Consider the following 18,236-nt stretch of genomic DNA (forward strand, 5'->3'; position numbering starts at 1 on the left):
GAGGGTTGAAATGTTCACGCGGGGGATGGAATTCGACCTTGGCGAGGACGTGAACGCACTGCGCGACCTCGTCCACCGCTGGGCGCAGGAATGGATCAGGCCCATCGCCACGCAGGTGGACCGCGAGAACGTCTTTCCCGCCGACCTCTGGCGCGAAATGGGAGAGCTTGGCCTGCTGGGCATCACGGTACCCGAGGAATACGGCGGCACCGGCATGGGTTATCTTGCCCATACCATTGCGGTCGAGGAAATCGCGCGAGCCTCGGCCTCGGTCAGCCTGTCCTATGGGGCGCATTCGAATCTCTGCCTCAACCAGTTGAAGCTGAACGGCTCCGAGGAGCAGAAGCGGAAATACCTGCCGAAGCTGTGTTCCGGCGAGCATGTCGGCGCCTTGGCGATGTCCGAGGAAGGCGCGGGGTCCGATGTCGTCGGCATGAAGCTGCGGGCCGAGAAGCGGAACGGCTACTACGTCCTGAACGGCAGCAAATACTGGATCACCAACGGTCCCGATGCCGATGTGCTGGTGGTCTATGCCAAGACCGACCCCGAGGCGGGCTCGAAGGGCATGACCGCCTTCATCGTGGAAAAGGGCACCAAGGGCTTCACCCAGGGGCCGCATTTCGACAAGCTGGGGATGCGCGGCTCGAACACGGGCGAGTTGATCTTCGAGGATGCCGAGATTCCCTTCGAGAACGTGCTGGGCGAGGAGGGCAGGGGCGTGCGCGTGCTGATGTCCGGCCTCGATTACGAACGGCTGGTCCTGTCGGGCATCGGCACCGGCATCATGGCCGCCTGCCTCGACGAGGTGATGCCCTATGTGCGTGAACGCAAGCAGTTCGGCCAGCCCATCGGGAACTTCCAGTTGATGCAGGGCAAGATCGCCGACATGTATGTCGCGCTGAACACCGCCCGCGCCTATGTCTACGAGGTCGCACGGGCCTGCGACGCGGGCAAGGTGACGCGGCAGGACGCGGCGGGGGCGGTGCTTTACGCCTCCGAGCAGGCGATGGCGCAGGCGCATCAGGCCGTGCAGGCGCTGGGCGGCGCGGGCTTCCTGAACGATTCTACCGTCAGCCGGCTCTTCCGCGACGCCAAGCTGATGGAGATCGGGGCCGGCACCAGCGAAATCCGCCGGATGCTGATCGGCCGCGAGCTGATGGCGCTGGAATGATCCGGGCCCTTGCCCTCGCGTTCATGGCCGCGCTGCCCGCCTCGGCGCAGCAGTATGATCCGGCGCTGATCCCCGCCTGCCTCGGCGCTGCCCCGGACCAGACTACGCGGCGCGCCTGCATCGGCGTCGCCTTTCAGGCCTGCATGAACGCTGCTGGAGGAGAGACGACCGCCGGGATGCACGGCTGCCTGTCGCCCGAAACCGCCCAATGGGATGAGATGCTGAACGCCGCTTATGCCGAGTTGCGCCAGTCCCCGGAGGCGCGGGCGGTGGCGCTGCGGGACGCCCAGCGCGCCTGGATCGCCTTTGTGGACGCCGCCTGCACCTATGAGGCCAGCGCCTACGAGGGCGGCTCGCTTGCAGGCGTAGTCGGCGGGACGTGCCGGATGCAGCGCACCGCCGAGCGCGCCTTGGAACTGCGCGACTATGTGGAGGAGGGGGGACGGTGATCCGCTCGCAGATCGCGCAGGCGGGCAGGTGGCCCCTGCACCTGCTGCGCGCCGTTCTTGCAACGCTGTCCTGCGGGTTGGCCGCCCCCGGCATCGCCATGCCCGCCGATCAGGCCAGGGTGGATGCCGAAGCGATGAATGCCTGCGTCGCAGCGGCACCCGACATGGTGACGGCAAGCACCTGCATCGGCACCCAGCAGGCAGCCTGCGTGGCGCGGCTGAAGCAGGTCTACAAGGACGTCGGCCCGGTGGACGGACGTGGCCCCTGCCTGGGCGCCGAACGCGACTATTGGGATGGGCAGCTGAACGACGGCTACACCCGCCTGATGGCGGCCGAGGTGGGAGAGGGCGCCGATGCCTTGCGGCAGGCCGAGCGGGCCTGGATCGCCTTCCGCGATTCGCTTTGTGCCTATGAAGCCCGATCCTGGGCGAGCCAGCCCGAAGGTGACATGGCCGGACCTGCCTGCCTGACGCGCGAGACGGCGCTGCAATCCCTGCGGATCGACGGCTATCTGGCGGAGCGGACCCGATGAACCCGACGCTCGACAGCACCGATTACGATCGGCTTCGCCGCGGGTTCCGCTGGAACTGGCCCGCCCGGTTGAACATGGCGGATCAGGCCGTCGGCGACTGGGCGCGGGCCGACCCTGGGCGGACGGCGATCATCGAATATGACGGCACGCCGCGCCCCGTCACCTACGGCGAGCTTGCGGCGCGGGCGGACCGCCTGGCCCACGCGCTGGGGGCGATGCGGGGGGAGAGGATCGGGGTGTTCCGCACCCAGTCCGCCTGGACCGCCGCCGCCCATGCCGCGGTCTGGAAATCGGGCGCGATCTCGGTGCCGCTGTTCAAGTTGTTCGGGGACGAGGCGCTGCGCCTGCGCCTGACCGATGCCGGGATCGGAACGGTCATCACCGACCCCGAGGGCCGCGCGATGCTGGCCCCCTTCGGCCTCAACGTGATCGTCCCCGAGGAGGACGACCTGCCCGACGCCGGTCCCTTCCCGACAGCCGAGACCAGCCCGGAAGACCCGGCAGTGATGATCTATACCTCGGGCACCACTGGCAGCCCCAAGGGCGCGCTGCACGGGCACCGGATGCTGACCGGCCACCTGCCTGGGGTGGAAATGAGCCACGACCTGCTGGAACCCGGCCGCGACGTGCTGTGGACCCCGGCGGACTGGGCCTGGATCGGGGGGCTTTTCGACGTGGCGATGCCGGCCTTTGCCCTCGGCGTGCCAGTCGTGGCCGCGCGCCTGCCCAAATTCGACGTGGATACCTGCGTGGCGCTGATCCGAGACTGCGGCGTGACGGCGACTTTCCTGCCGCCGACCGCGCTGCGGATGCTCAAGGCGGCGGAGGCGACGGTCCCTGGCCTGCGATCCGTCGCCTCGGGCGGCGAGACGCTGGGGGCCGAGATGCTCGACTGGGGCCGCCGCGCCTTCGGCCTGACGATCAACGAGTTCTACGGTCAGACCGAATGCAACATGGTCGCCGCCTCGGCCTCGTCGATGTTTCCCGCGCGCCCCGGCTCCATCGGCAAGGCGGTGCCCGGCTTCGACCTGCAAGTGATCGATGAGCAGGGCCAGCCCACGGACGGAGAGGGCGACATCGCCATCCGCCGCGGCGCGGGCTCCATGATGCTGGGTTACTGGAACCGCCCTGAAGCCACGGCCGAGAAGTTCCGCGGCGACTGGCTGGTCACCGGCGACCGCGGCGTGATCGAGGACGGCTATGTCCGCTTCGTCGGGCGCGACGACGACGTGATCACATCCGCCGGCTACCGTATCGGCCCGTCGGAAATCGAGGACGTGCTGATCAAGCACCCCGCCGTCGCCGCTGCGGGCGTGATCGGCAAACCCGACCCGCTGCGGACGGAAATCGTCGTGGCCTATGTCGTGCTTCGCCGAGGCTTCGCGCCCTCGGACGCTTTGGCGAGGGAATTGCAGGACCACGCCCGCACCCATTGCGCCGCGCACAGCTACCCGCGCGAGGTGGTCTTCCTCGACGCGCTGCCGATGACTGTGACGGGCAAGGTCATGCGGCGCGAGTTGCGCAAGCTGGCGGAGGGCACATGATCTCCGCCAGTCCCCATGCGTCCCTGTCAGAACTTGAAGACGTAGGTGGCCTGCACGGCGAAGGGGTCGATCTCGACCTCGCCGATCTTCTCGCCGTTCAGCTTCACATCGGCATCGATGTCGATCCAGCGGACCGTGGCGCGGACGGCGGACTTGTCGTTCAGCCACCAGTCGGCGCCCGCCTGCAGCGCAAGGCCCCAGCTATGCTCAATATCCAGGTCGTTGCCGTCCAGCGCCCCACTCGTCGATTCATCCCAGAAGCTGGTGTAGTTCAGCCCGATTCCCGCATAGGGCTTGAAGACCGAACCGGTATCCCAGTGATAGTTGACGCTCAGCGTCGGCGGCAGGTGCTTGACCGAGCCGACCTTGCCCAGACCATCAATGTCGATGTCATGCTTGAAGGGCGTGGCAGCCAGCAGCTCGATGCCGATGTTGTCGCGCAGGAAATATTCCACCGTCAGAGTCGGGCGCAGGTCGTTGCCGACCTCGACGTCAAGGTTCCCGGCGACGGTGCCGTTGTCGTCCTTGGGCATGACGCTGCCCAGGCCCAGGCCGATGGTCCAGTCGCCTGCCTGCTGGGCAAGCGCGGGCATCGCCAGGGCGGCGACAAGGGCGGCAAGGCTGATCGTTTTCATCGCTGTTCTCCCGTTCGATCATCTGCCGCTGACCTGCGCCCGCGCGCGGAACAGTCACATGATCCAGATCAAACCTTTCGCCGCGTGAACGCCCCCGCGACAACGCGCCGCACCCCTTGGCCCTTACAGGATCATCCGGCATGAAATTGAAATCGGCGGCCCTGACCTCGTCCGACGCCTTCCGCACCAACCGGCAGGCGCATCTGTCCATGCTGGACACAATCCGGCAGGCGGCCGAGGCCGCGGCCCAGGGCGGCGGCGCGGATGCGCTGGCCCGCCACGCCTCGCGCGGCAAGATGCCCCCGCGGGAACGGGTGGCGAACCTGCTCGACCCCGGCTCGCCCTTTCTGGAAATCGGCGCGACGGCCGCGCACGGGATGTATGACGGCGCGGCCCCCGGCGCGGGCGTGATCGCGGGCGTCGGGCGGGTGCACGGCCTTGACGTGATGGTCGTCGCCAACGACGCCACCGTGAAGGGCGGCACCTATTACCCGACGACGGTGAAAAAGCATCTCCGCGCGCAGGAGATCGCGGAAGCCTGCCATCTGCCCTGCGTCTATCTGGTGGACTCGGGCGGCGCGAACCTTCCCAATCAGGACGAGGTCTTCCCCGACCGCGACCATTTCGGCCGCATCTTCTATAATCAGGCGCAAATGAGCGCCAAGGGCATCCCCCAGATCGCCGTGGTGATGGGAAGCTGCACGGCGGGCGGCGCCTATGTCCCCGCCATGTCGGACGTCACCATCATCGTCCGCAACCAAGGCACGATCTTCCTCGCCGGCCCGCCGCTGGTGAAGGCCGCGACCGGAGAGGTCGTCAGCGCCGAGGACCTGGGCGGCGGCGACGTCCACACGCGGCTGTCCGGCGTGGCCGACTATCTCGCCGAGGACGACTCCCACGCCCTCGCGCTCGCCCGCCGCGCCGTCAGCCACCTGAACCGCCGCCTGCCGCAGACAGTGGTCTGGCAGTCGCCGGAAGCGCCTCTCTACGACCCCGAGGAGATCCTGGGCGTCGTCCCCGCCGACCTGCGCACCCCCTACGACATCCGCGAGGTCATCGCCCGCACGGTGGACGGCAGCCGGTTCGACGAGTTCAAACCCCGCTTTGGCGAGACGCTGGTCACCGGCTTCGCCCATCTCGAGGGCTGCCCTGTCGGCATCATCGCCAACAACGGCGTCCTGTTCTCGGAAGCCGCCATCAAGGGCGCACATTTCATCGAGCTTTGCTCTCAGCGGTCGATCCCGCTGGTCTTCCTGCAGAACATCACCGGCTTCATGGTCGGCCGGAAATATGAGAATGAGGGCATCGCCCGCCACGGCGCCAAGATGGTGACGGCGGTGGCGACGACCTCGGTCCCCAAGATCACCATGTTGGTCGGAGGCTCCTTCGGCGCGGGCAACTACGGCATGGCCGGCCGCGCCTATTCCCCGCGCTTCCTCTGGAGCTGGCCCAACTCGCGCATCAGCGTCATGGGCGGCGAGCAGGCGGCTGGCGTCCTCGCCACCGTCCGCCGCGAGGGGATCGAGCGCAAGGGCGGCACTTGGAGCGCGGAAGAAGAAGCCGAGTTCAAGCGCCCCACGATCGAAATGTTCGACCGCCAGTCGCACCCCCTCTACGCCTCGGCCCGGCTTTGGGACGATGGCGTCGTCGACCCGCGCAAGACCCGCGACGTGCTGTCGCTGTCCCTGCGCGCCAGCCTGAATGCACCCATCGAGCCCACCCGCTTCGGCGTCTTCAGGATGTGACGATGCAAAGCATCCCTGGTCTTTCTTCATCGCACAAATATCCTCCGGGGGTCCGGGGGTGGAAAACCCCCGGTGCGGCCGGGCAGCATGGGACAACCGCATGTTCAGCAAGATCCTGATCGCCAACCGGGGCGAGATCGCCTGCCGCGTCATCGACACCTGCCGCAAGCTCGGCGTCGGCACCGTCGCGGTCTATTCCGACGCCGACCGGGGTGCGCGCCATGTCTCGATGGCCGACGAGGCCGTCCATATCGGCGGCCCCGCGCCCAAGGACAGCTACCTGCGCGGCGACGCCATCATCCGGGCGGCGCTGGATACCGGCGCGCAGGCGATCCATCCGGGCTATGGCTTCCTGTCCGAAAACCCCGACTTCGTGGATGCGGTGACGGCCGCCGGGCTGGTCTTCATCGGCCCCTCGGCCAAGGCGATCCGCGCGATGGGCCTCAAGGATGCGGCCAAGGCGCTGATGGAACAGGCGGGCGTTCCGGTCGTCCCCGGCTATCATGGAAAGAACCAGGACGCGGCCTTTCTGGCCGATCAGGCCGAGCGGATCGGCTATCCCGTGCTGATCAAGGCCGTGGCGGGTGGCGGCGGCAAGGGGATGCGGCTGGTCGAGCGCGCGCAGGACTTCGCGGACGCGCTCGCATCCGCACAGGGCGAGGCGCAGACCGCCTTTGGCAACCCTGCCGTGCTGATCGAGAAATACATCACCGCCCCCCGCCATATCGAGGTGCAGGTCTTCGGCGACGGCACCATCGCCGTCCACCTGTTCGAGCGGGACTGTTCCCTCCAGCGCCGCCACCAGAAGGTGATCGAGGAAGCCCCGGCCCCGGGCATGACCCCCGAGGTCCGCGCCGCGATGGGCGCCGCCGCCGTCCGCGCCGCCGAGACCATCGGCTATGCCGGCGCCGGCACCATCGAGTTCATCGTGGACGGAAGCCGCGGCCTGCGCTCCGATGGCTTCTGGTTCATGGAGATGAACACCCGCCTGCAGGTCGAGCATCCCGTGACCGAGGCCATCACCGGCGTCGATCTGGTCGAATGGCAGCTTCGCGTGGCCTCGGGCGAGCCGCTGCCCAAACAGCAGGACGAACTGACCATCACCGGCCACGCCTTCGAGGCGCGGCTTTACGCCGAAGACGTGCCTGCAGGCTTCCTGCCGGCGACGGGCAAGCTCGCGCACCTCAGGTTCGCCGAGAACGCCCGCAACGAGACCGGCGTGCGGCAGGGCGACAGCATCAGCCCGTGGTACGACCCGATGATCGCCAAGGTCATCACCCACGGCCCCACCCGCGCCATTGCCCTGCGCGCTTTGGAAACCGCTCTGGTGGATACCGAGGTCGCGGGCACCGTCACCAACATCGACTTCCTGATCGCCCTGACCCGGCACGAGGGCTTCCGCAATGGCGAGGTCGATACCGGCCTCATCGCCCGCGATCTCGACCAACTGCTCAATCAGGCCGAGCCCTCGCCCGAGACCCGCGCGCTTGCCGCGCTGGGCGTCGCTGGACTGCATGACCCCAAGGTGCGCGGCGGCGTCACGCTCTGGTCACCGCTCAGGCGCACCGTGACATGGGAGGGCGGTGAGGGCGTCGTCGAGGTGCTCGGCCCCGGCACGGCGCGCGTCACGCTGGATGGCACCGCCCATGACGTCCTCTGGCAAGGTGAACGCTGGTGGGTGAACGGTGCCCCCCGCCGGTCCCGCATCGTGACGCATCCGGCGGGCGTCAGCGTCTTCGGCGGCCGCAGCCTGACGCTGGTGCCGCAGGACCCGCTGGACCGGCAGGCCGAGGCGGCGGGTGGAGGGCTCACGCTTTCCCCCATGCCGGGGCTGGTCAAGGCGGTCTTCGTCGGCGCGGGCCAACAGGTTTCGGCGGGCGACCGGCTGGCGATCCTTGAGGCCATGAAGATGGAACACACCCTGACCGCCGCCCGCGACGGCACTGTGGCCGAGGTGCTGGCCGCTGCAGGCGACCAGGTCGAGGCGGGCGCCCCGCTGATCCGGCTGGAAGACGAACACGCCCCGGCCTAGGCTGGCCGCATCAACGAGGGAGAACCCCATGAAGCTCAGCGCGCGCAACACCCTCAAGGGCACCGTGACCGAGATCACCAAGGGCGCCGTCAACGCCATCGTCCGCATCGACGTTGGCGGTTCGGTGATCACGTCCTCGATCACCAATGCGGCGATCGAGGATCTGGGGCTGAAGGTCGGCGAGCAGGCCTATGCCGTCATCAAGGCCAGCGATGTCATGGTGGGCCTCGACTGATGGCGGAGGCCCCGCCCGCCAGCGGCGGCCCTGTCAAGGACGCCGATCAGGACGCCATCATCCTGTGGCACGTGCCCCTGTCGCGGTCGATGCGCATCCTGTGGCTGCTGAACGAACTGGACCTTCCCTTCAGCCTGCGCGTCATGGACCTGCGCAGCAAGGACATGCGCGGGGCGGAATACGAGGCCATCCATCCGGTCGGCCGCGCCCCCGCCCTGCAGATCGATGGCAGCGTGATCCACGAATCCGGGGCGATGGTCGAATACCTGTGCGAGACGCGGGGTCCGCATCTGGGACGTGCTCCAGGTGAGGAGGGGCGGCTCGGCTGGCTCGACTGGCTGCATTTTGCGGAAACCATCGGCCAGCACATTGCCAATCTCACCCAAAGCCACCTGATGCTGCGCGATCCGGCAACCCGCTCGCTGACGGTGATGAAGCTGGAAACCGCGCGGCTGGCCCGCACCCTGCGGCTGGTCGAACAGACGGTCGAGGAACAGGACTGGCTGATGGCCGGGGGCTTCTCGGGCGTCGATTGCGCGGTCGGCTGGTCGGTCTGGACCGCCCGCCGCTTCGTGCCTTTGTCGCCTGCGCTGCAAGCCTATGCCGACCGCTGCGCCGAACGGCCAGCTTTCCAGCGCGCCTTGCCCAAGGACGGTGAGGTGGTGCTCTACGACCGCGACTTCTACGAGGTGTCAGATGCCTGAAACCGTCGAGATCTTCGAAATGGGCCCGCGCGACGGGCTGCAGAACGAAAAGCGCCTGATCCCCGCTGCCGACAAGATCGCGCTGGTGGATCTGCTGTCGCGCGCAGGCTTCCGCCGGATCGAGGTCACCAGCTTCGTATCCCCGAAATGGGTGCCGCAGATGGCCGACGCCGCCGAGGTTCTGGCGGGCATCACCCGTGCCCCCGGCGTCAGCTACGCGGCCCTGACCCCGAACCTCAAGGGCTACCAGGGCGCGCGGGACGCCAAAGCCTCCGAGGTGGCGGTCTTCACCAGCGCCTCGGAAGGCTTCGCCCGCGCCAACCTGAACTGCACCATCGCCGAAAGCCTCGAACGCTTCGCCCCGGTGATGGAGGCCGCGCGTGCCGACGGAATTCCGGTGCGCGGCTATGTCAGCGTCGCAACCGACTGCCCCTTCGACGGCAGGATCCCCCCGGAAAACGTAGTCCGCGTTGCCACCGCCCTGCGCGACATGGGCTGCTATGAGATCAGCCTGGCCGACACCATCGGGCAGGCCGTACCCGAGGCGATCGACGCCATGCTGGCCGCCGTGCTGGAGGAGATGCCCGCGACGATCCTGGCCGGGCATTACCACGACACGTCCGGCCGCGCGCTGGACAACATCGACGCGAGCCTCGCGCGGGGCTTGCGGGTCTTCGACGCCGCGGTCGGCGGCCTCGGCGGCTGCCCCTATGCGCCGGGCGCGGCAGGGAACGTCGCGACCGAGAAGGTGGCCGCGCATCTGGCCGGGCGCGGGTTCGACACCGGGCTGGACATGGCCGTGCTGCGGCAGGCCGCCGAGATGGCGCAGGGGATGCGCGGGTAGGGAATAAGGCGAGCGCGGAAACGGGAGAACTGAATGGAAACGATCCGCATCGAAACGGACGCGCGCGGGGTAGCGACCCTGTGGCTGGCACGTCCCGACAAGCACAATGCCCTGTCGGCGCAGATGATCGCCGAGCTGACGCAAGCCGCAGAGCAGCTTGGCGCCGATCCTGCAATGCGTGTGGTGGTGCTGGCCGCCGAGGGCAAAAGCTTCTGCGCGGGCGGCGATCTCGGCTGGATGCAGGACCAGATGGCCGCCGACGCCGCAACCCGGCGGCAGGGCGCGACGGAACTGGCGCTGATGCTGAATGCGCTGAACGAACTGCCCAAGCCCCTGATCGGCCGCGTCCATGGCAATGCCTTTGGCGGCGGCATCGGCATGATGTCGGTCTGCGACGTGGCGGTGGGCGCGCGCACGGCCAGGTTCGGGCTGACGGAAACGAAGCTCGGCCTGATCCCCGCCACCATCGGCCCCTATGTCGTCGCGCGCATGGGCGAGGACAAGGCCCGCCGCGTCTTCATGTCCGGCCGCATCTTCGACGCAGCCGAGGCCGAGGCGCTGAACCTGCTTGCCTATACCGTGGACCCCGAGGACCTGGACGCCGCCATCGAGGACGAGGTGGCGCCCTACCTGCAGACCGCGCCCAAGGCGGTGGCCGCAGCCAAGCGCCTGACCCGCACGCTGGGTCCCCGGATCGACCGCGAGGTGATCGACATGTCCGTGGACGCGCTGATCGCCGTGTGGGAGGACGACGAGGCCCCCCACGGCATCAAGGCCTTCTTCGCCAAACGCAAGCCGCACTGGCAGGGTTAATCCCGCCGCCCCAGGTCCGCGACGATCGCCCGGCGCGACCCCGAGGCGAACTCGCGCCGCAGTGTGATGCTGGTCACCACCACGGTGCCCAGCATCAGTCCCCATGCGCCCGCAAGCCAGCCGATCGCGCCGAGGGCGAAATAGACCGCACGCAGCCCGATGTTGAAGTTGCGGGCGGCCTGGATGTTGACCTGCGCGGCGGCCATGGCGCGCGGCTCGGTTTCCGGCAGGTCGGGGTCGTTCGGGACGGCGGCCATCATGATCGCGCAATAGCCGAACAGCCGGTGCGCCCAGACGAACTTGAGGAATGCGTTCGCCACGAACAGCAGCACCAGCAGGATCTTGAGCCGCCACAGCATCTCGGGGATCTCGCCCGCGTCCAGGTCGCGGGCGATCCCGGCCAGCGGATCGGTGTTGCCGATCAGCGCCAGCCCGCCCCCGATGGCGATCATGCAGGCCGAGGCGAAGAAGGACGTGCCTTCGCGCAGGCTTGTCAGGATGTTCCCGTCGAAAATGCGCGAATCGCGGGCGACCAGTTGGCGCATCCAGTCGCGGCGATAGGTCGTCATCAGCACCGAGACGGAAGGCAGCCGCGCGGGCGGATGCTCGATCACCCGTGCCACGCCGAACCAGGCAACCGCCAGCAGGACCAGGGCCAGAAGGTCGAGGCGCGTCAGGGTCAGGGGAAGGGGCAGGTGGGTCACGGGTGTCCCTCGGGTCGGTCGGACGGACGATAGGCCCGGCCTGCGGCGGTTGCCAGCGCGTCGGTCGGTGACTATCTCGGAAAGAAGAACAGGGAGGAACAGGATGGCCGCTCCTCACGCGATCCATGGGGATTTTCCCGCTGACGCCGACTGCATCGACCCCTCGAAGATGACGGGCAGCGGTTTCGCCTGGCTGCCGGAAGGTGACGAACGGGCCGGGTCGTTGCGAGCGGCTCTGCCCGACGATGCGGAAACCGGCTCTTGCAAGCCCCGCGCCATGCTCAAGGACGAGGCCGCCTGCCTCGTTGCAGGAGGCTGAATCATGCGAATGCCCATCCCCGACGCTGGCGTGATCGCCCGCCGCGAGTCGATCGTCGCGCGGTTGCGCGCGGTCATCGGCGCGGGTGACGTCATCGACGATCCGGTTGAGGCGCGCGCCTATGAGTGCGATGCGCTGTCAGCCTACCGCTGCCCGCCGCTGGCCGTGGCCCTGCCCACAACGACCGAGGAGGTCGCCGCCATCCTGCGAGTCTGCCACGAGGAACGTGTGCCCGTCGTCCCCCGCGGCGCGGGCACCAGCCTTGCGGGCGGGTCCATGCCCACGGCTGACGCGGTGGTGCTTGGCCTCGCCCGCATGAACGCCGTGCTTGAGGTCGATTACGGCGACCGCGTGATCCGGGTGCAGGCGGGGCGGACGAACCTGTCTGTGTCCACCTTCGTGGACGAAGCCGGGTTCTTCTACGCGCCCGACCCCTCCAGCCAGTTGGCCTGCGCAATCGGCGGCAACATCGGCATGAACTCGGGCGGGGCGCATTGCCTGAAATACGGGGTCACGACCAACAACCTGCTGGGCGTGACGATGGTGCTGATGGACGGCAGCATCGTGGAACTGGGCGGGCCGATGGGCGAGGGACCGGGCCTCGACCTGCTGGGCGTCGTCTGCGGGGCCGAGGGCCAGCTTGGCGTCGTGACCGAGGCCACGCTGCGCATACTGCCCAAGCCCGCCGGTGCCCGCCCCGTGCTGATCGGTTTCGACAGTTCGGAAACCGCCGGCGCCTGCGTTGCTGCGATCATCCGCGCGGGCGTCCTGCCCGTCGCCATCGAGTTCATGGACCGCCCCTGCATCGTGGCCACGGAAAACTTTGCCCGCCCCGGCTATCCCGACTGCGAGGCCCTGCTGATCGTCGAGGTCGAGGGCACGCCCTCAGAAATTGACGAGCAGTTGACCCTGATCCGCGCCATCGCCGAGGCGTTCTCGCCCGTCGAGTTCCGCGAAAGCAAGTCCGAGGACGAATCCCGCCGCATCTGGCTGGGCCGAAAGTCGGCCTTCGGCGCGATGGGGCAGATGGGCGACTACATGTGCCTGGACGGGACGATTCCCGTCTCGGCTCTGCCCCAGGTGCTGCGCGGCATCGCCGAGATGTCCGAGGCTGCGGGCCTGCCCGTCGCCAACGTCTTCCATGCAGGCGACGGCAACATGCACCCGCTCATCATCTTCGACGCCAACCGCCCCGGTGACCTGGAACGCGTCGAGGCGCTTGGCGCCGACATCCTGCGCCTCTGCGTCGAGGTCGGCGGCTGCCTGACCGGCGAGCATGGCGTGGGCGTGGAAAAGCGCGACCTGATGACTGCGCAGTTCACCGATGCCGACATGGAGGCGCAGATGCGCGTCAAGGACGTCTTCGACCCCCAGTGGCTGCTGAACGCGGCCAAGGTCTTCCCGCTGGAAGTTTCCGAAACCCGCCGGGAGGCCCGCCGCAATGCGGCCTGAAACCGAAGCCGAACTGGCCGCGCTGATCCGCGCAGGCCGTGGCCCGCTGTCAATCATCGGTGGCGGCACCCGCCTGCTGCCGGGCGAGGGGCAGGGGACGCGGCTTCCGACCGCCGCGCTGACCGGCGTGACGCTTTATGAACCAGCCGCCCTGACGCTGGTTGCCCGCGCCGGAACTCCCTTGGCGGAGATCGAGGCGCTGCTGGCCTCGGAACGTCAGCGCCTCGCCTTCGAGCCACCGCCCGCGCCGGGCTCAACCATCGGCGGCGTCATTGCGGCGAACGCCAGCGGTCCGCGCCGCGTCAAGGACGGGGCCGCCCGTGACAGCCTGCTGGGCGTCCGCTTCGTGGACGGCGGCGGAAAGATCGTCAGCAACGGCGGCCGGGTCATGAAGAACGTCACGGGCTACGACCTCGTCAAGCTGATGGCCGGCAGCCGCGGCACCCTTGGCGTTCTCACCGAGGTCAGCCTCAAGATCCAACCGATCCCGCCCTTCAGCCTCACGCTCGCGCTACCTGAACTAGACGCCGCTGCGGCTGTCCCCGCCCTCACTGCCGCGCTGACCGGCCCCTGGGACGTGACCGGCGCCGCCTGGCTGCCCGACCTGGGCGCACTGGTCCGCATCGAGGGCTTGGAAGGCTCGGTCGAACTTCGCGCCGAGACCCTCACCGCCCGCCTGTCCGCCTTTGGAGAGGTCCAGTCCCTCAAGGATGACCCTTGGCTTCTTCTTCGTGGAAATATCCCGGGGTCCGGGGCAGCGCCCCGGTCCGGCAGCGCCATCTGGCGCATCGCGTGCCGCCCCTCACAGACCGCCGCGATCCTGACCATGAACCCTGATGCGACCCCGCTGGCGCTTGACTGGGGCGCCTCGCTGATCTTCTTCTCACTTGCGCCCAATGCTCGTCCCGCATTGCCGCAAGGCGCCCGCGCCCTCTGCCTGCAAGGCACGCACCGCGGCCCGCTGCCCCCTCCCGATCCCGTCACCCGGAGGCTCGAGGACGGGTTGCGCGAACGCTTCGACCCGCGCGGGATATTCGCCGCACCCGAACTGACGGTGGCCTGAGATGCAGACGAACTTCACCCCTGAACAGTTGGCCGACCCCGGCATTGCCACCGCCAACAAGATCCTGCGGACCTGCGTCCATTGCGGCTTCTGCACGGCGACCTGCCCGACCTACCAGATCCTGGGCGACGAACTCGACAGTCCGCGCGGACGTATCTACCTCATCAAGGACATGCTGGAATCCGGCAGGCCGGCGGACGAGAAGACGACGCTGCACCTTGACCGCTGCCTGTCCTGCCTCGCCTGCATGACGACCTGCCCTTCGGGCGTGGACTACATGCACCTGATCGACCATGCGCGGGTCCATGTCGAAAAGACCTACCGACGCCCTTGGCGCGATCGGGCGCTGCGCTCGGTTCTGGCCTGGGTGCTGCCGCATCCCGGCCGCTTCCGCATGGCGCTGATCGGCGCAAAGCTAGCAAAACCCTTCGCGCGGCTGATGCCCGACCGCCGCCTGCGCGCGATGCTCGAGATGGCACCGCCCCGCATCGTCGGCCCCACCAACGACGACAAGGGCGCGACCTATGCCCCCATCGGCCCGAAACGCGCGCGAGTCGCCATCCTGACCGGCTGCGCGCAGAAGGCGCTGAATGCCGACATCAACGACGCCACCATCCGCCTGCTGCGCCGCGCAGGCTGCGAGGTGGTGATCCCGCGCGATCTCGGCTGCTGCGGCGCGCTGACCCATCACATGGGCCGCGACGACGCGGCACGGGAAACCGCACGCGACACGATCCGCGCGTTCCTTGCAGCCGACGCCGAGGCGCCGCTGGACGCGATCATCGTCAACACCTCAGGCTGCGGGACGGTCGTCAAGGACTATGGCCATCTCTTCGCCCATGACCCAGACCGCGAAGCCGCCGAGCGGGTGGCGAGCCTCGCGCGCGACATCACCGAGTTCCTCGACAGCCACGGCCTGCCCCCGGTCACGCAGCCCCTGAACCTGCGCGTGGCCTATCACGCCGCCTGTTCGCTGCAGCACGGCCAGCGCATCGTCGCGGCGCCCAAGGTGCTGCTGGGGCAGGCGGGGGCGACAGTCGTGACACCGGCAGATTCGCACCTGTGCTGCGGCTCGGCGGGCACCTACAACCTGCTGCAGCCGGAACTCTCCGCTGCCCTGCGCGACCGCAAGGTCCGCACCATCGAGGCTGTCGGCCCGCAGGTCATCGCTGCCGGCAACATCGGCTGCATGATGCAGATCGGGCAGGGCACCGGCATCCCCATCGTCCACACCGTCGAGCTGCTCGACTGGGCGACCGGCGGCCCACGCCCCGCCGCGCTGACCGAACTGGAGCACGCCGCATGACCATCCTGCCGCTGCTGGGCACGTTGGAAACCGCGCTCTACGCCGACGACCTTGATGCCGCCCGGATGTTCTGGACAGAGATCATGGGACTGGAGGAAATCGTCAGCGTCCCCGACCGCCATGTCTTCTTTCGCACGGCCGACCAGCCGCGCCCGCAGGTGCTGCTGGTCTTCAACCCCGATGCAACCGAGGTGCCGCCCAAGCCCGACGCCGACCAGCCTGTGCCCCCGCATGGCGCACGTGGCCCGGGCCACGCCTGCCTTGCCGTCGCACCCGAGGCGCTGGACCGCTGGCGGGCGCATCTGGAAAACCACGGCATCGGGATCGAGGCGGACTTCCTGTGGCCGAACGGCCGCCGCTCGATCTATTTCCGCGACCCGGCGGGCAATTCCATCGAGCTTGCGGACCCCGCGATCTGGGCCCCGAAGGGCGTGCCTTCGACCTGACTCACCCCTTGACAGGGGCGGGGCCGCTTCCCAGATTCATTGCAGCCGGATGGCCAGATGGCGCCGGCGAACCGCCTGCCCGGTTTCCGGGGGGCATGACTGTTCACATCGCTGAAAAGGATGCGACCCATGCGTAGCACTATGGACCTGACCCCGCTATATCGTGCGTCGATTGGCTTCGACCGCATTGCCGACCTGATGGATCGCGCGCTTGCCGCCGACATCACCACGCCCACCTATCCTCCCTACAACATCGAGAAGACCGGCGAGAATGCTTATCGCATCTCGATCGCCGTCGCAGGCTTTGCCGCCGACGACCTGTCGGTCGAGATGAAGGAGGGTGCCGTCATCGTTTCCGCCCGCAAGGCCGAGGAAGACGAGGGCAAGACCTTCCTGCACCGCGGTATCGCGACCCGCGCCTTTGAACGCAAGTTCGCGCTGGCCGACCATGTCCGCGTGACGGGCGCGAGCCACGTTGACGGGATGCTGCACATCGACCTGGTGCGCGAGGTGCCCGAGGCGCTGAAGCCGCGCAGGATCGAGATCTCGAAATCGGCCGGCACGACGCTGGAAGCCGAAGAGGTCAAGAAGCTGGACGCCTGACCTGTTCGGGCGAGGCATCGGGGGCGCTGCGGGGAGACCCGCGCGCCCTTTTTCGTTTCAGTCGCGCCGCAATCCTACCTGGCGCCCGACCTGCCGGGGTAGCGGCAGGTCCGCATGGGCCGCGACCGCTTCCGCGATCCGCGCCAGCACCTCGGGCGTGAAGGGCGCGACGCGGCGGCTGTTCAGATCGACATGCAGGACCAGGTTCTCGCTGATGGCGGCGGGCGCGTCTTCCCCGACGCGCCGCATCGTCTGGACGTAATGCAACCGCTTCGAGTCGTGCTCGATCAGCCGCGTTTCTACCACCACCCTGTCGCCCGCATGGAGTTCGCGCATGTAATGCACCTGCGCCTGCGCGGTGAAGACCGAGGCGCCGGTTTTCGCCGCAACCTCGGGCCCAAGCCCCAGCGGCACCAGCGCCCCGTCCACCGCGCGGTCGAACAACAGGTGGTAATAGGCCATGTTCAGATGACCGTTGTAGTCGGTCCAGTCCTGCTCGACCTGCATCGGCGGGCTGGTGAAGGGGGTGGTCAATCTGTCCTCCGTCCTTGTGGAGTGCCCGCAGGATGCGCGGTTTTCACGCACCGATCTGTCCGGCACGCAACCTCCGCATCCGCGATATCGCCCTGCCGCTGCGCAGCCTGCGTGATTTCCACGCATCGATCAGCCAGAGCGTCGGATCGCGGCGCATTCACAACCGTCTGCGCGCCCGCAGAGCCGCGCTGATGGTGCCGTCGTCAAGATAGTCCAGTTCGCCCCCGATTGGGACGCCTTGCGCGAGGCCAGTGACGGTGACATTCGTCCCCTCCAGAGCCTCGGCGATGTAATGGGCGGTGGTCTGGCCCTCGACCGTGGCGTTGAGCGCAAGGATCACCTCGGAGATGCCCTCCTCGCCCACCCGCCCGATCAGGCGCGGAATGCCAAGCTGGTCCGGCCCGACCTCGTCCAGTGCGGATAGTGTCCCGCCGAGGACGTGATAGCGGCCCCGGAAGGCCCGGCCGCGTTCCAGCGCCCAAAGGTCGGCGACATCCTCGACCACGCAAAGCTCGCCGTTCCCACGCTTGGGGTCGGCGCAGATGGGGCAGAGGTCGGATTCGCCGATGTTGCCGCAGCGGGTGCATTCGCGGGACCGTTCCGCCACGGTCGCCATCAGTTGCGCCAGTTGCGCCATCTGGCCGGTGCGGCGGCGGATCAGCGCCAGCACGACGCGGCGGGCGGATCTCGGCCCAAGGCCGGGAAGCCGCGCGATCTGGGCGATCAGCGCCTGGATGTCGTCGCTGCCCTCGGCCACGTCAGAAGGGCAGCTTCATGCCCGGCGGCAGGCCCATGTCACCCGCAAGCCGCTGGCCCTCGGACTGCGCCCGCGCTCCGGCCTTTTCCTGCGCGTCCCTGATCGCGGCGAGGATCAGGTCCTCGACCACCTGCTTTTCGGACGGCACGAAGATCGAAGGGTCGATCTCAAGCCCCTTCAGCTCGCCCTTGGCATTGGCAGTGACGCGGACAAGCCCCGCACCGGCCTCTCCGGTCACGGTCAGGGTTTCCAGCGTCTTCTGGAACTCCTCGACGCGGCCCTGCATGTCGCGGGCGGCGGCCATCATCTTGCCCAGATCGCCCATTCCTCCGAAGGGGTTCTTCATC

At 68.3% G+C, this 18,236-nt stretch carries 21 protein-coding genes; 16 read left to right on the top strand and 5 right to left on the bottom strand.

What is annotated here, in order from left to right; genetic code table 11:
• The first annotated feature begins 10 nt into the window (after positions 1 to 10).
• From H5395_RS09350 to H5395_RS09365, 4 genes are read left to right on the top strand one after another with little or no spacing between them, the layout of a single operon-like run.
• A complete protein-coding gene (locus H5395_RS09350; protein WP_182792311.1) occupies positions 11 to 1,171 on the top strand; it encodes an isovaleryl-CoA dehydrogenase in 1,161 nt (386 codons plus the stop codon).
• Positions 1,168 to 1,620 carry a lysozyme inhibitor LprI family protein gene (locus tag H5395_RS09355; RefSeq protein ID WP_182792312.1) on the top strand — a complete coding sequence of 151 codons (453 nt, stop codon included), beginning with the start codon at positions 1,168 to 1,170 and terminating at the stop codon, positions 1,618 to 1,620. Before H5395_RS09350 ends, H5395_RS09355 begins: the two co-directional genes overlap by 4 nt.
• Positions 1,617 to 2,153 (top strand): lysozyme inhibitor LprI family protein, encoded by a 537-nt coding sequence (locus H5395_RS09360; protein ID WP_182792313.1) that lies wholly within the window; start codon positions 1,617 to 1,619, stop codon positions 2,151 to 2,153. The genes H5395_RS09355 and H5395_RS09360 overlap by 4 nt, the downstream gene beginning before the upstream one ends.
• A complete protein-coding gene (locus tag H5395_RS09365) occupies positions 2,150 to 3,697 on the top strand; it encodes an AMP-binding protein (RefSeq protein ID WP_182792314.1) in 1,548 nt (515 codons plus the stop codon). The genes H5395_RS09360 and H5395_RS09365 overlap by 4 nt, the downstream gene beginning before the upstream one ends.
• Positions 3,698 to 3,723: 26 nt before the next feature.
• On the opposite strand, the gene H5395_RS09370 is transcribed toward H5395_RS09365, so the two are convergent.
• Positions 3,724 to 4,332: an OmpW family protein gene (locus H5395_RS09370; protein ID WP_182792315.1), complete on the bottom strand. Its 609-nt coding sequence runs from the start codon at positions 4,330 to 4,332 to the stop codon at positions 3,724 to 3,726.
• Between the two features lie 140 nt (positions 4,333 to 4,472).
• Between H5395_RS09370 and H5395_RS09375 the strand changes: the two genes are divergently transcribed.
• From H5395_RS09375 to H5395_RS09400, 6 genes are all read left to right on the top strand, one after another.
• Positions 4,473 to 6,077 (top strand): carboxyl transferase domain-containing protein, encoded by a 1,605-nt coding sequence (locus H5395_RS09375; RefSeq protein WP_182792316.1) that lies wholly within the window; start codon positions 4,473 to 4,475, stop codon positions 6,075 to 6,077.
• A 100-nt stretch (positions 6,078 to 6,177) separates the two neighbouring features.
• Positions 6,178 to 8,109 carry an acetyl/propionyl/methylcrotonyl-CoA carboxylase subunit alpha gene (locus H5395_RS09380; RefSeq protein WP_182792317.1) on the top strand — a complete coding sequence of 644 codons (1,932 nt, stop codon included), beginning with the start codon at positions 6,178 to 6,180 and terminating at the stop codon, positions 8,107 to 8,109.
• Between the two features lie 28 nt (positions 8,110 to 8,137).
• On the top strand, positions 8,138 to 8,344 hold the full coding sequence (locus H5395_RS09385) for a molybdopterin-binding protein (protein WP_182792318.1): 207 nt from the start codon (positions 8,138 to 8,140) through the stop codon (positions 8,342 to 8,344).
• Entirely contained in the window at positions 8,344 to 9,048 is a 705-nt protein-coding gene (locus H5395_RS09390; protein ID WP_182792319.1) for a glutathione S-transferase family protein, read from the top strand. The genes H5395_RS09385 and H5395_RS09390 overlap by 1 nt, the downstream gene beginning before the upstream one ends.
• The gene (locus H5395_RS09395) at positions 9,041 to 9,892 is read left to right on the top strand and encodes a hydroxymethylglutaryl-CoA lyase (RefSeq protein WP_182792320.1); all 852 of its coding nucleotides are present in this window, start codon (positions 9,041 to 9,043) and stop codon (positions 9,890 to 9,892) included. Before H5395_RS09390 ends, H5395_RS09395 begins: the two co-directional genes overlap by 8 nt.
• A 33-nt stretch (positions 9,893 to 9,925) precedes the next feature.
• Entirely contained in the window at positions 9,926 to 10,705 is a 780-nt protein-coding gene (locus H5395_RS09400; RefSeq protein WP_182792321.1) for a crotonase/enoyl-CoA hydratase family protein, read from the top strand.
• On the opposite strand, the gene H5395_RS09405 is transcribed toward H5395_RS09400, so the two are convergent.
• Positions 10,702 to 11,409, bottom strand: a complete 708-nt coding sequence (locus H5395_RS09405) for a DUF599 domain-containing protein (RefSeq protein WP_182792322.1) — start codon at positions 11,407 to 11,409, stop codon at positions 10,702 to 10,704. The genes H5395_RS09400 and H5395_RS09405 overlap by 4 nt on opposite strands.
• A gap of 103 nt (positions 11,410 to 11,512) precedes the next feature.
• Here H5395_RS09405 and H5395_RS09410 point away from each other — a divergent pair, with 103 nt between their 5' ends.
• The 6 genes from H5395_RS09410 (at position 11,513) to H5395_RS09435 (ending at position 16,598) form a co-directional block, all read left to right on the top strand.
• Complete coding sequence (locus H5395_RS09410; protein ID WP_182792323.1) at positions 11,513 to 11,728, top strand: hypothetical protein; 216 nt, start codon at positions 11,513 to 11,515, stop codon at positions 11,726 to 11,728.
• 3 nt (positions 11,729 to 11,731) lie between these two features.
• Entirely contained in the window at positions 11,732 to 13,180 is a 1,449-nt protein-coding gene (locus H5395_RS09415; RefSeq protein ID WP_182792324.1) for an FAD-linked oxidase C-terminal domain-containing protein, read from the top strand.
• Complete coding sequence (locus H5395_RS09420) at positions 13,170 to 14,243, top strand: FAD-binding protein (protein WP_182792325.1); 1,074 nt, start codon at positions 13,170 to 13,172, stop codon at positions 14,241 to 14,243. Before H5395_RS09415 ends, H5395_RS09420 begins: the two co-directional genes overlap by 11 nt.
• Before the next feature lies 1 nt (position 14,244).
• Positions 14,245 to 15,549 carry a glycolate oxidase subunit GlcF gene (gene glcF, locus H5395_RS09425; RefSeq protein ID WP_182792326.1) on the top strand — a complete coding sequence of 435 codons (1,305 nt, stop codon included), beginning with the start codon at positions 14,245 to 14,247 and terminating at the stop codon, positions 15,547 to 15,549.
• Positions 15,546 to 15,995 carry a VOC family protein gene (locus tag H5395_RS09430; protein WP_182792327.1) on the top strand — a complete coding sequence of 150 codons (450 nt, stop codon included), beginning with the start codon at positions 15,546 to 15,548 and terminating at the stop codon, positions 15,993 to 15,995. Before glcF ends, H5395_RS09430 begins: the two co-directional genes overlap by 4 nt.
• A gap of 129 nt (positions 15,996 to 16,124) precedes the next feature.
• Positions 16,125 to 16,598, top strand: a complete 474-nt coding sequence (locus H5395_RS09435) for an Hsp20 family protein (protein ID WP_182792328.1) — start codon at positions 16,125 to 16,127, stop codon at positions 16,596 to 16,598.
• 57 nt (positions 16,599 to 16,655) lie between these two features.
• On the opposite strand, the gene H5395_RS09440 is transcribed toward H5395_RS09435, so the two are convergent.
• The 3 genes from H5395_RS09440 to H5395_RS09450 all read right to left on the bottom strand — a co-directional run bounded on the left by H5395_RS09440 (position 16,656) and on the right by H5395_RS09450 (position 18,235).
• On the bottom strand, positions 16,656 to 17,132 hold the full coding sequence (locus H5395_RS09440) for a thioesterase family protein (protein WP_200559438.1): 477 nt from the start codon (positions 17,130 to 17,132) through the stop codon (positions 16,656 to 16,658).
• Positions 17,133 to 17,289: 157 nt separating this feature from the next.
• Positions 17,290 to 17,889 (bottom strand): recombination mediator RecR, encoded by a 600-nt coding sequence (gene recR / locus H5395_RS09445; RefSeq protein ID WP_182792330.1) that lies wholly within the window; start codon positions 17,887 to 17,889, stop codon positions 17,290 to 17,292.
• A gap of 1 nt (position 17,890) precedes the next feature.
• Positions 17,891 to 18,235 carry a YbaB/EbfC family nucleoid-associated protein gene (locus H5395_RS09450; RefSeq protein ID WP_182792331.1) on the bottom strand — a complete coding sequence of 115 codons (345 nt, stop codon included), beginning with the start codon at positions 18,233 to 18,235 and terminating at the stop codon, positions 17,891 to 17,893.
• Between the last annotated feature and the right edge of the window lies 1 nt (position 18,236).

Source organism: Paracoccus sp. MC1854 (genome assembly GCF_014164635.1).
GTDB lineage: Bacteria > Pseudomonadota > Alphaproteobacteria > Rhodobacterales > Rhodobacteraceae > Paracoccus.

Coding starts and splice junctions, on each gene's coding strand:
- H5395_RS09355 (WP_182792312.1), top strand. CDS start 1,168: ATGATCCGGGCCCTTGCCCTCGCGTTCATGGCCGCGCTGCCCGCCTCG.
- H5395_RS09350 (WP_182792311.1), top strand. CDS start 11: ATGTTCACGCGGGGGATGGAATTCGACCTTGGCGAGGACGTGAACGCA.
- H5395_RS09450 (WP_182792331.1), bottom strand. CDS start 18,235: ATGAAGAACCCCTTCGGAGGAATGGGCGATCTGGGCAAGATGATGGCC.
- H5395_RS09395 (WP_182792320.1), top strand. CDS start 9,041: ATGCCTGAAACCGTCGAGATCTTCGAAATGGGCCCGCGCGACGGGCTG.
- H5395_RS09430 (WP_182792327.1), top strand. CDS start 15,546: ATGACCATCCTGCCGCTGCTGGGCACGTTGGAAACCGCGCTCTACGCC.
- H5395_RS09365 (WP_182792314.1), top strand. CDS start 2,150: ATGAACCCGACGCTCGACAGCACCGATTACGATCGGCTTCGCCGCGGG.
- H5395_RS09400 (WP_182792321.1), top strand. CDS start 9,926: ATGGAAACGATCCGCATCGAAACGGACGCGCGCGGGGTAGCGACCCTG.
- H5395_RS09390 (WP_182792319.1), top strand. CDS start 8,344: ATGGCGGAGGCCCCGCCCGCCAGCGGCGGCCCTGTCAAGGACGCCGAT.
- H5395_RS09415 (WP_182792324.1), top strand. CDS start 11,732: ATGCGAATGCCCATCCCCGACGCTGGCGTGATCGCCCGCCGCGAGTCG.
- H5395_RS09370 (WP_182792315.1), bottom strand. CDS start 4,332: ATGAAAACGATCAGCCTTGCCGCCCTTGTCGCCGCCCTGGCGATGCCC.
- glcF (WP_182792326.1), top strand. CDS start 14,245: ATGCAGACGAACTTCACCCCTGAACAGTTGGCCGACCCCGGCATTGCC.
- H5395_RS09420 (WP_182792325.1), top strand. CDS start 13,170: ATGCGGCCTGAAACCGAAGCCGAACTGGCCGCGCTGATCCGCGCAGGC.
- H5395_RS09410 (WP_182792323.1), top strand. CDS start 11,513: ATGGCCGCTCCTCACGCGATCCATGGGGATTTTCCCGCTGACGCCGAC.
- H5395_RS09380 (WP_182792317.1), top strand. CDS start 6,178: ATGTTCAGCAAGATCCTGATCGCCAACCGGGGCGAGATCGCCTGCCGC.
- H5395_RS09435 (WP_182792328.1), top strand. CDS start 16,125: ATGCGTAGCACTATGGACCTGACCCCGCTATATCGTGCGTCGATTGGC.
- H5395_RS09385 (WP_182792318.1), top strand. CDS start 8,138: ATGAAGCTCAGCGCGCGCAACACCCTCAAGGGCACCGTGACCGAGATC.
- H5395_RS09375 (WP_182792316.1), top strand. CDS start 4,473: ATGAAATTGAAATCGGCGGCCCTGACCTCGTCCGACGCCTTCCGCACC.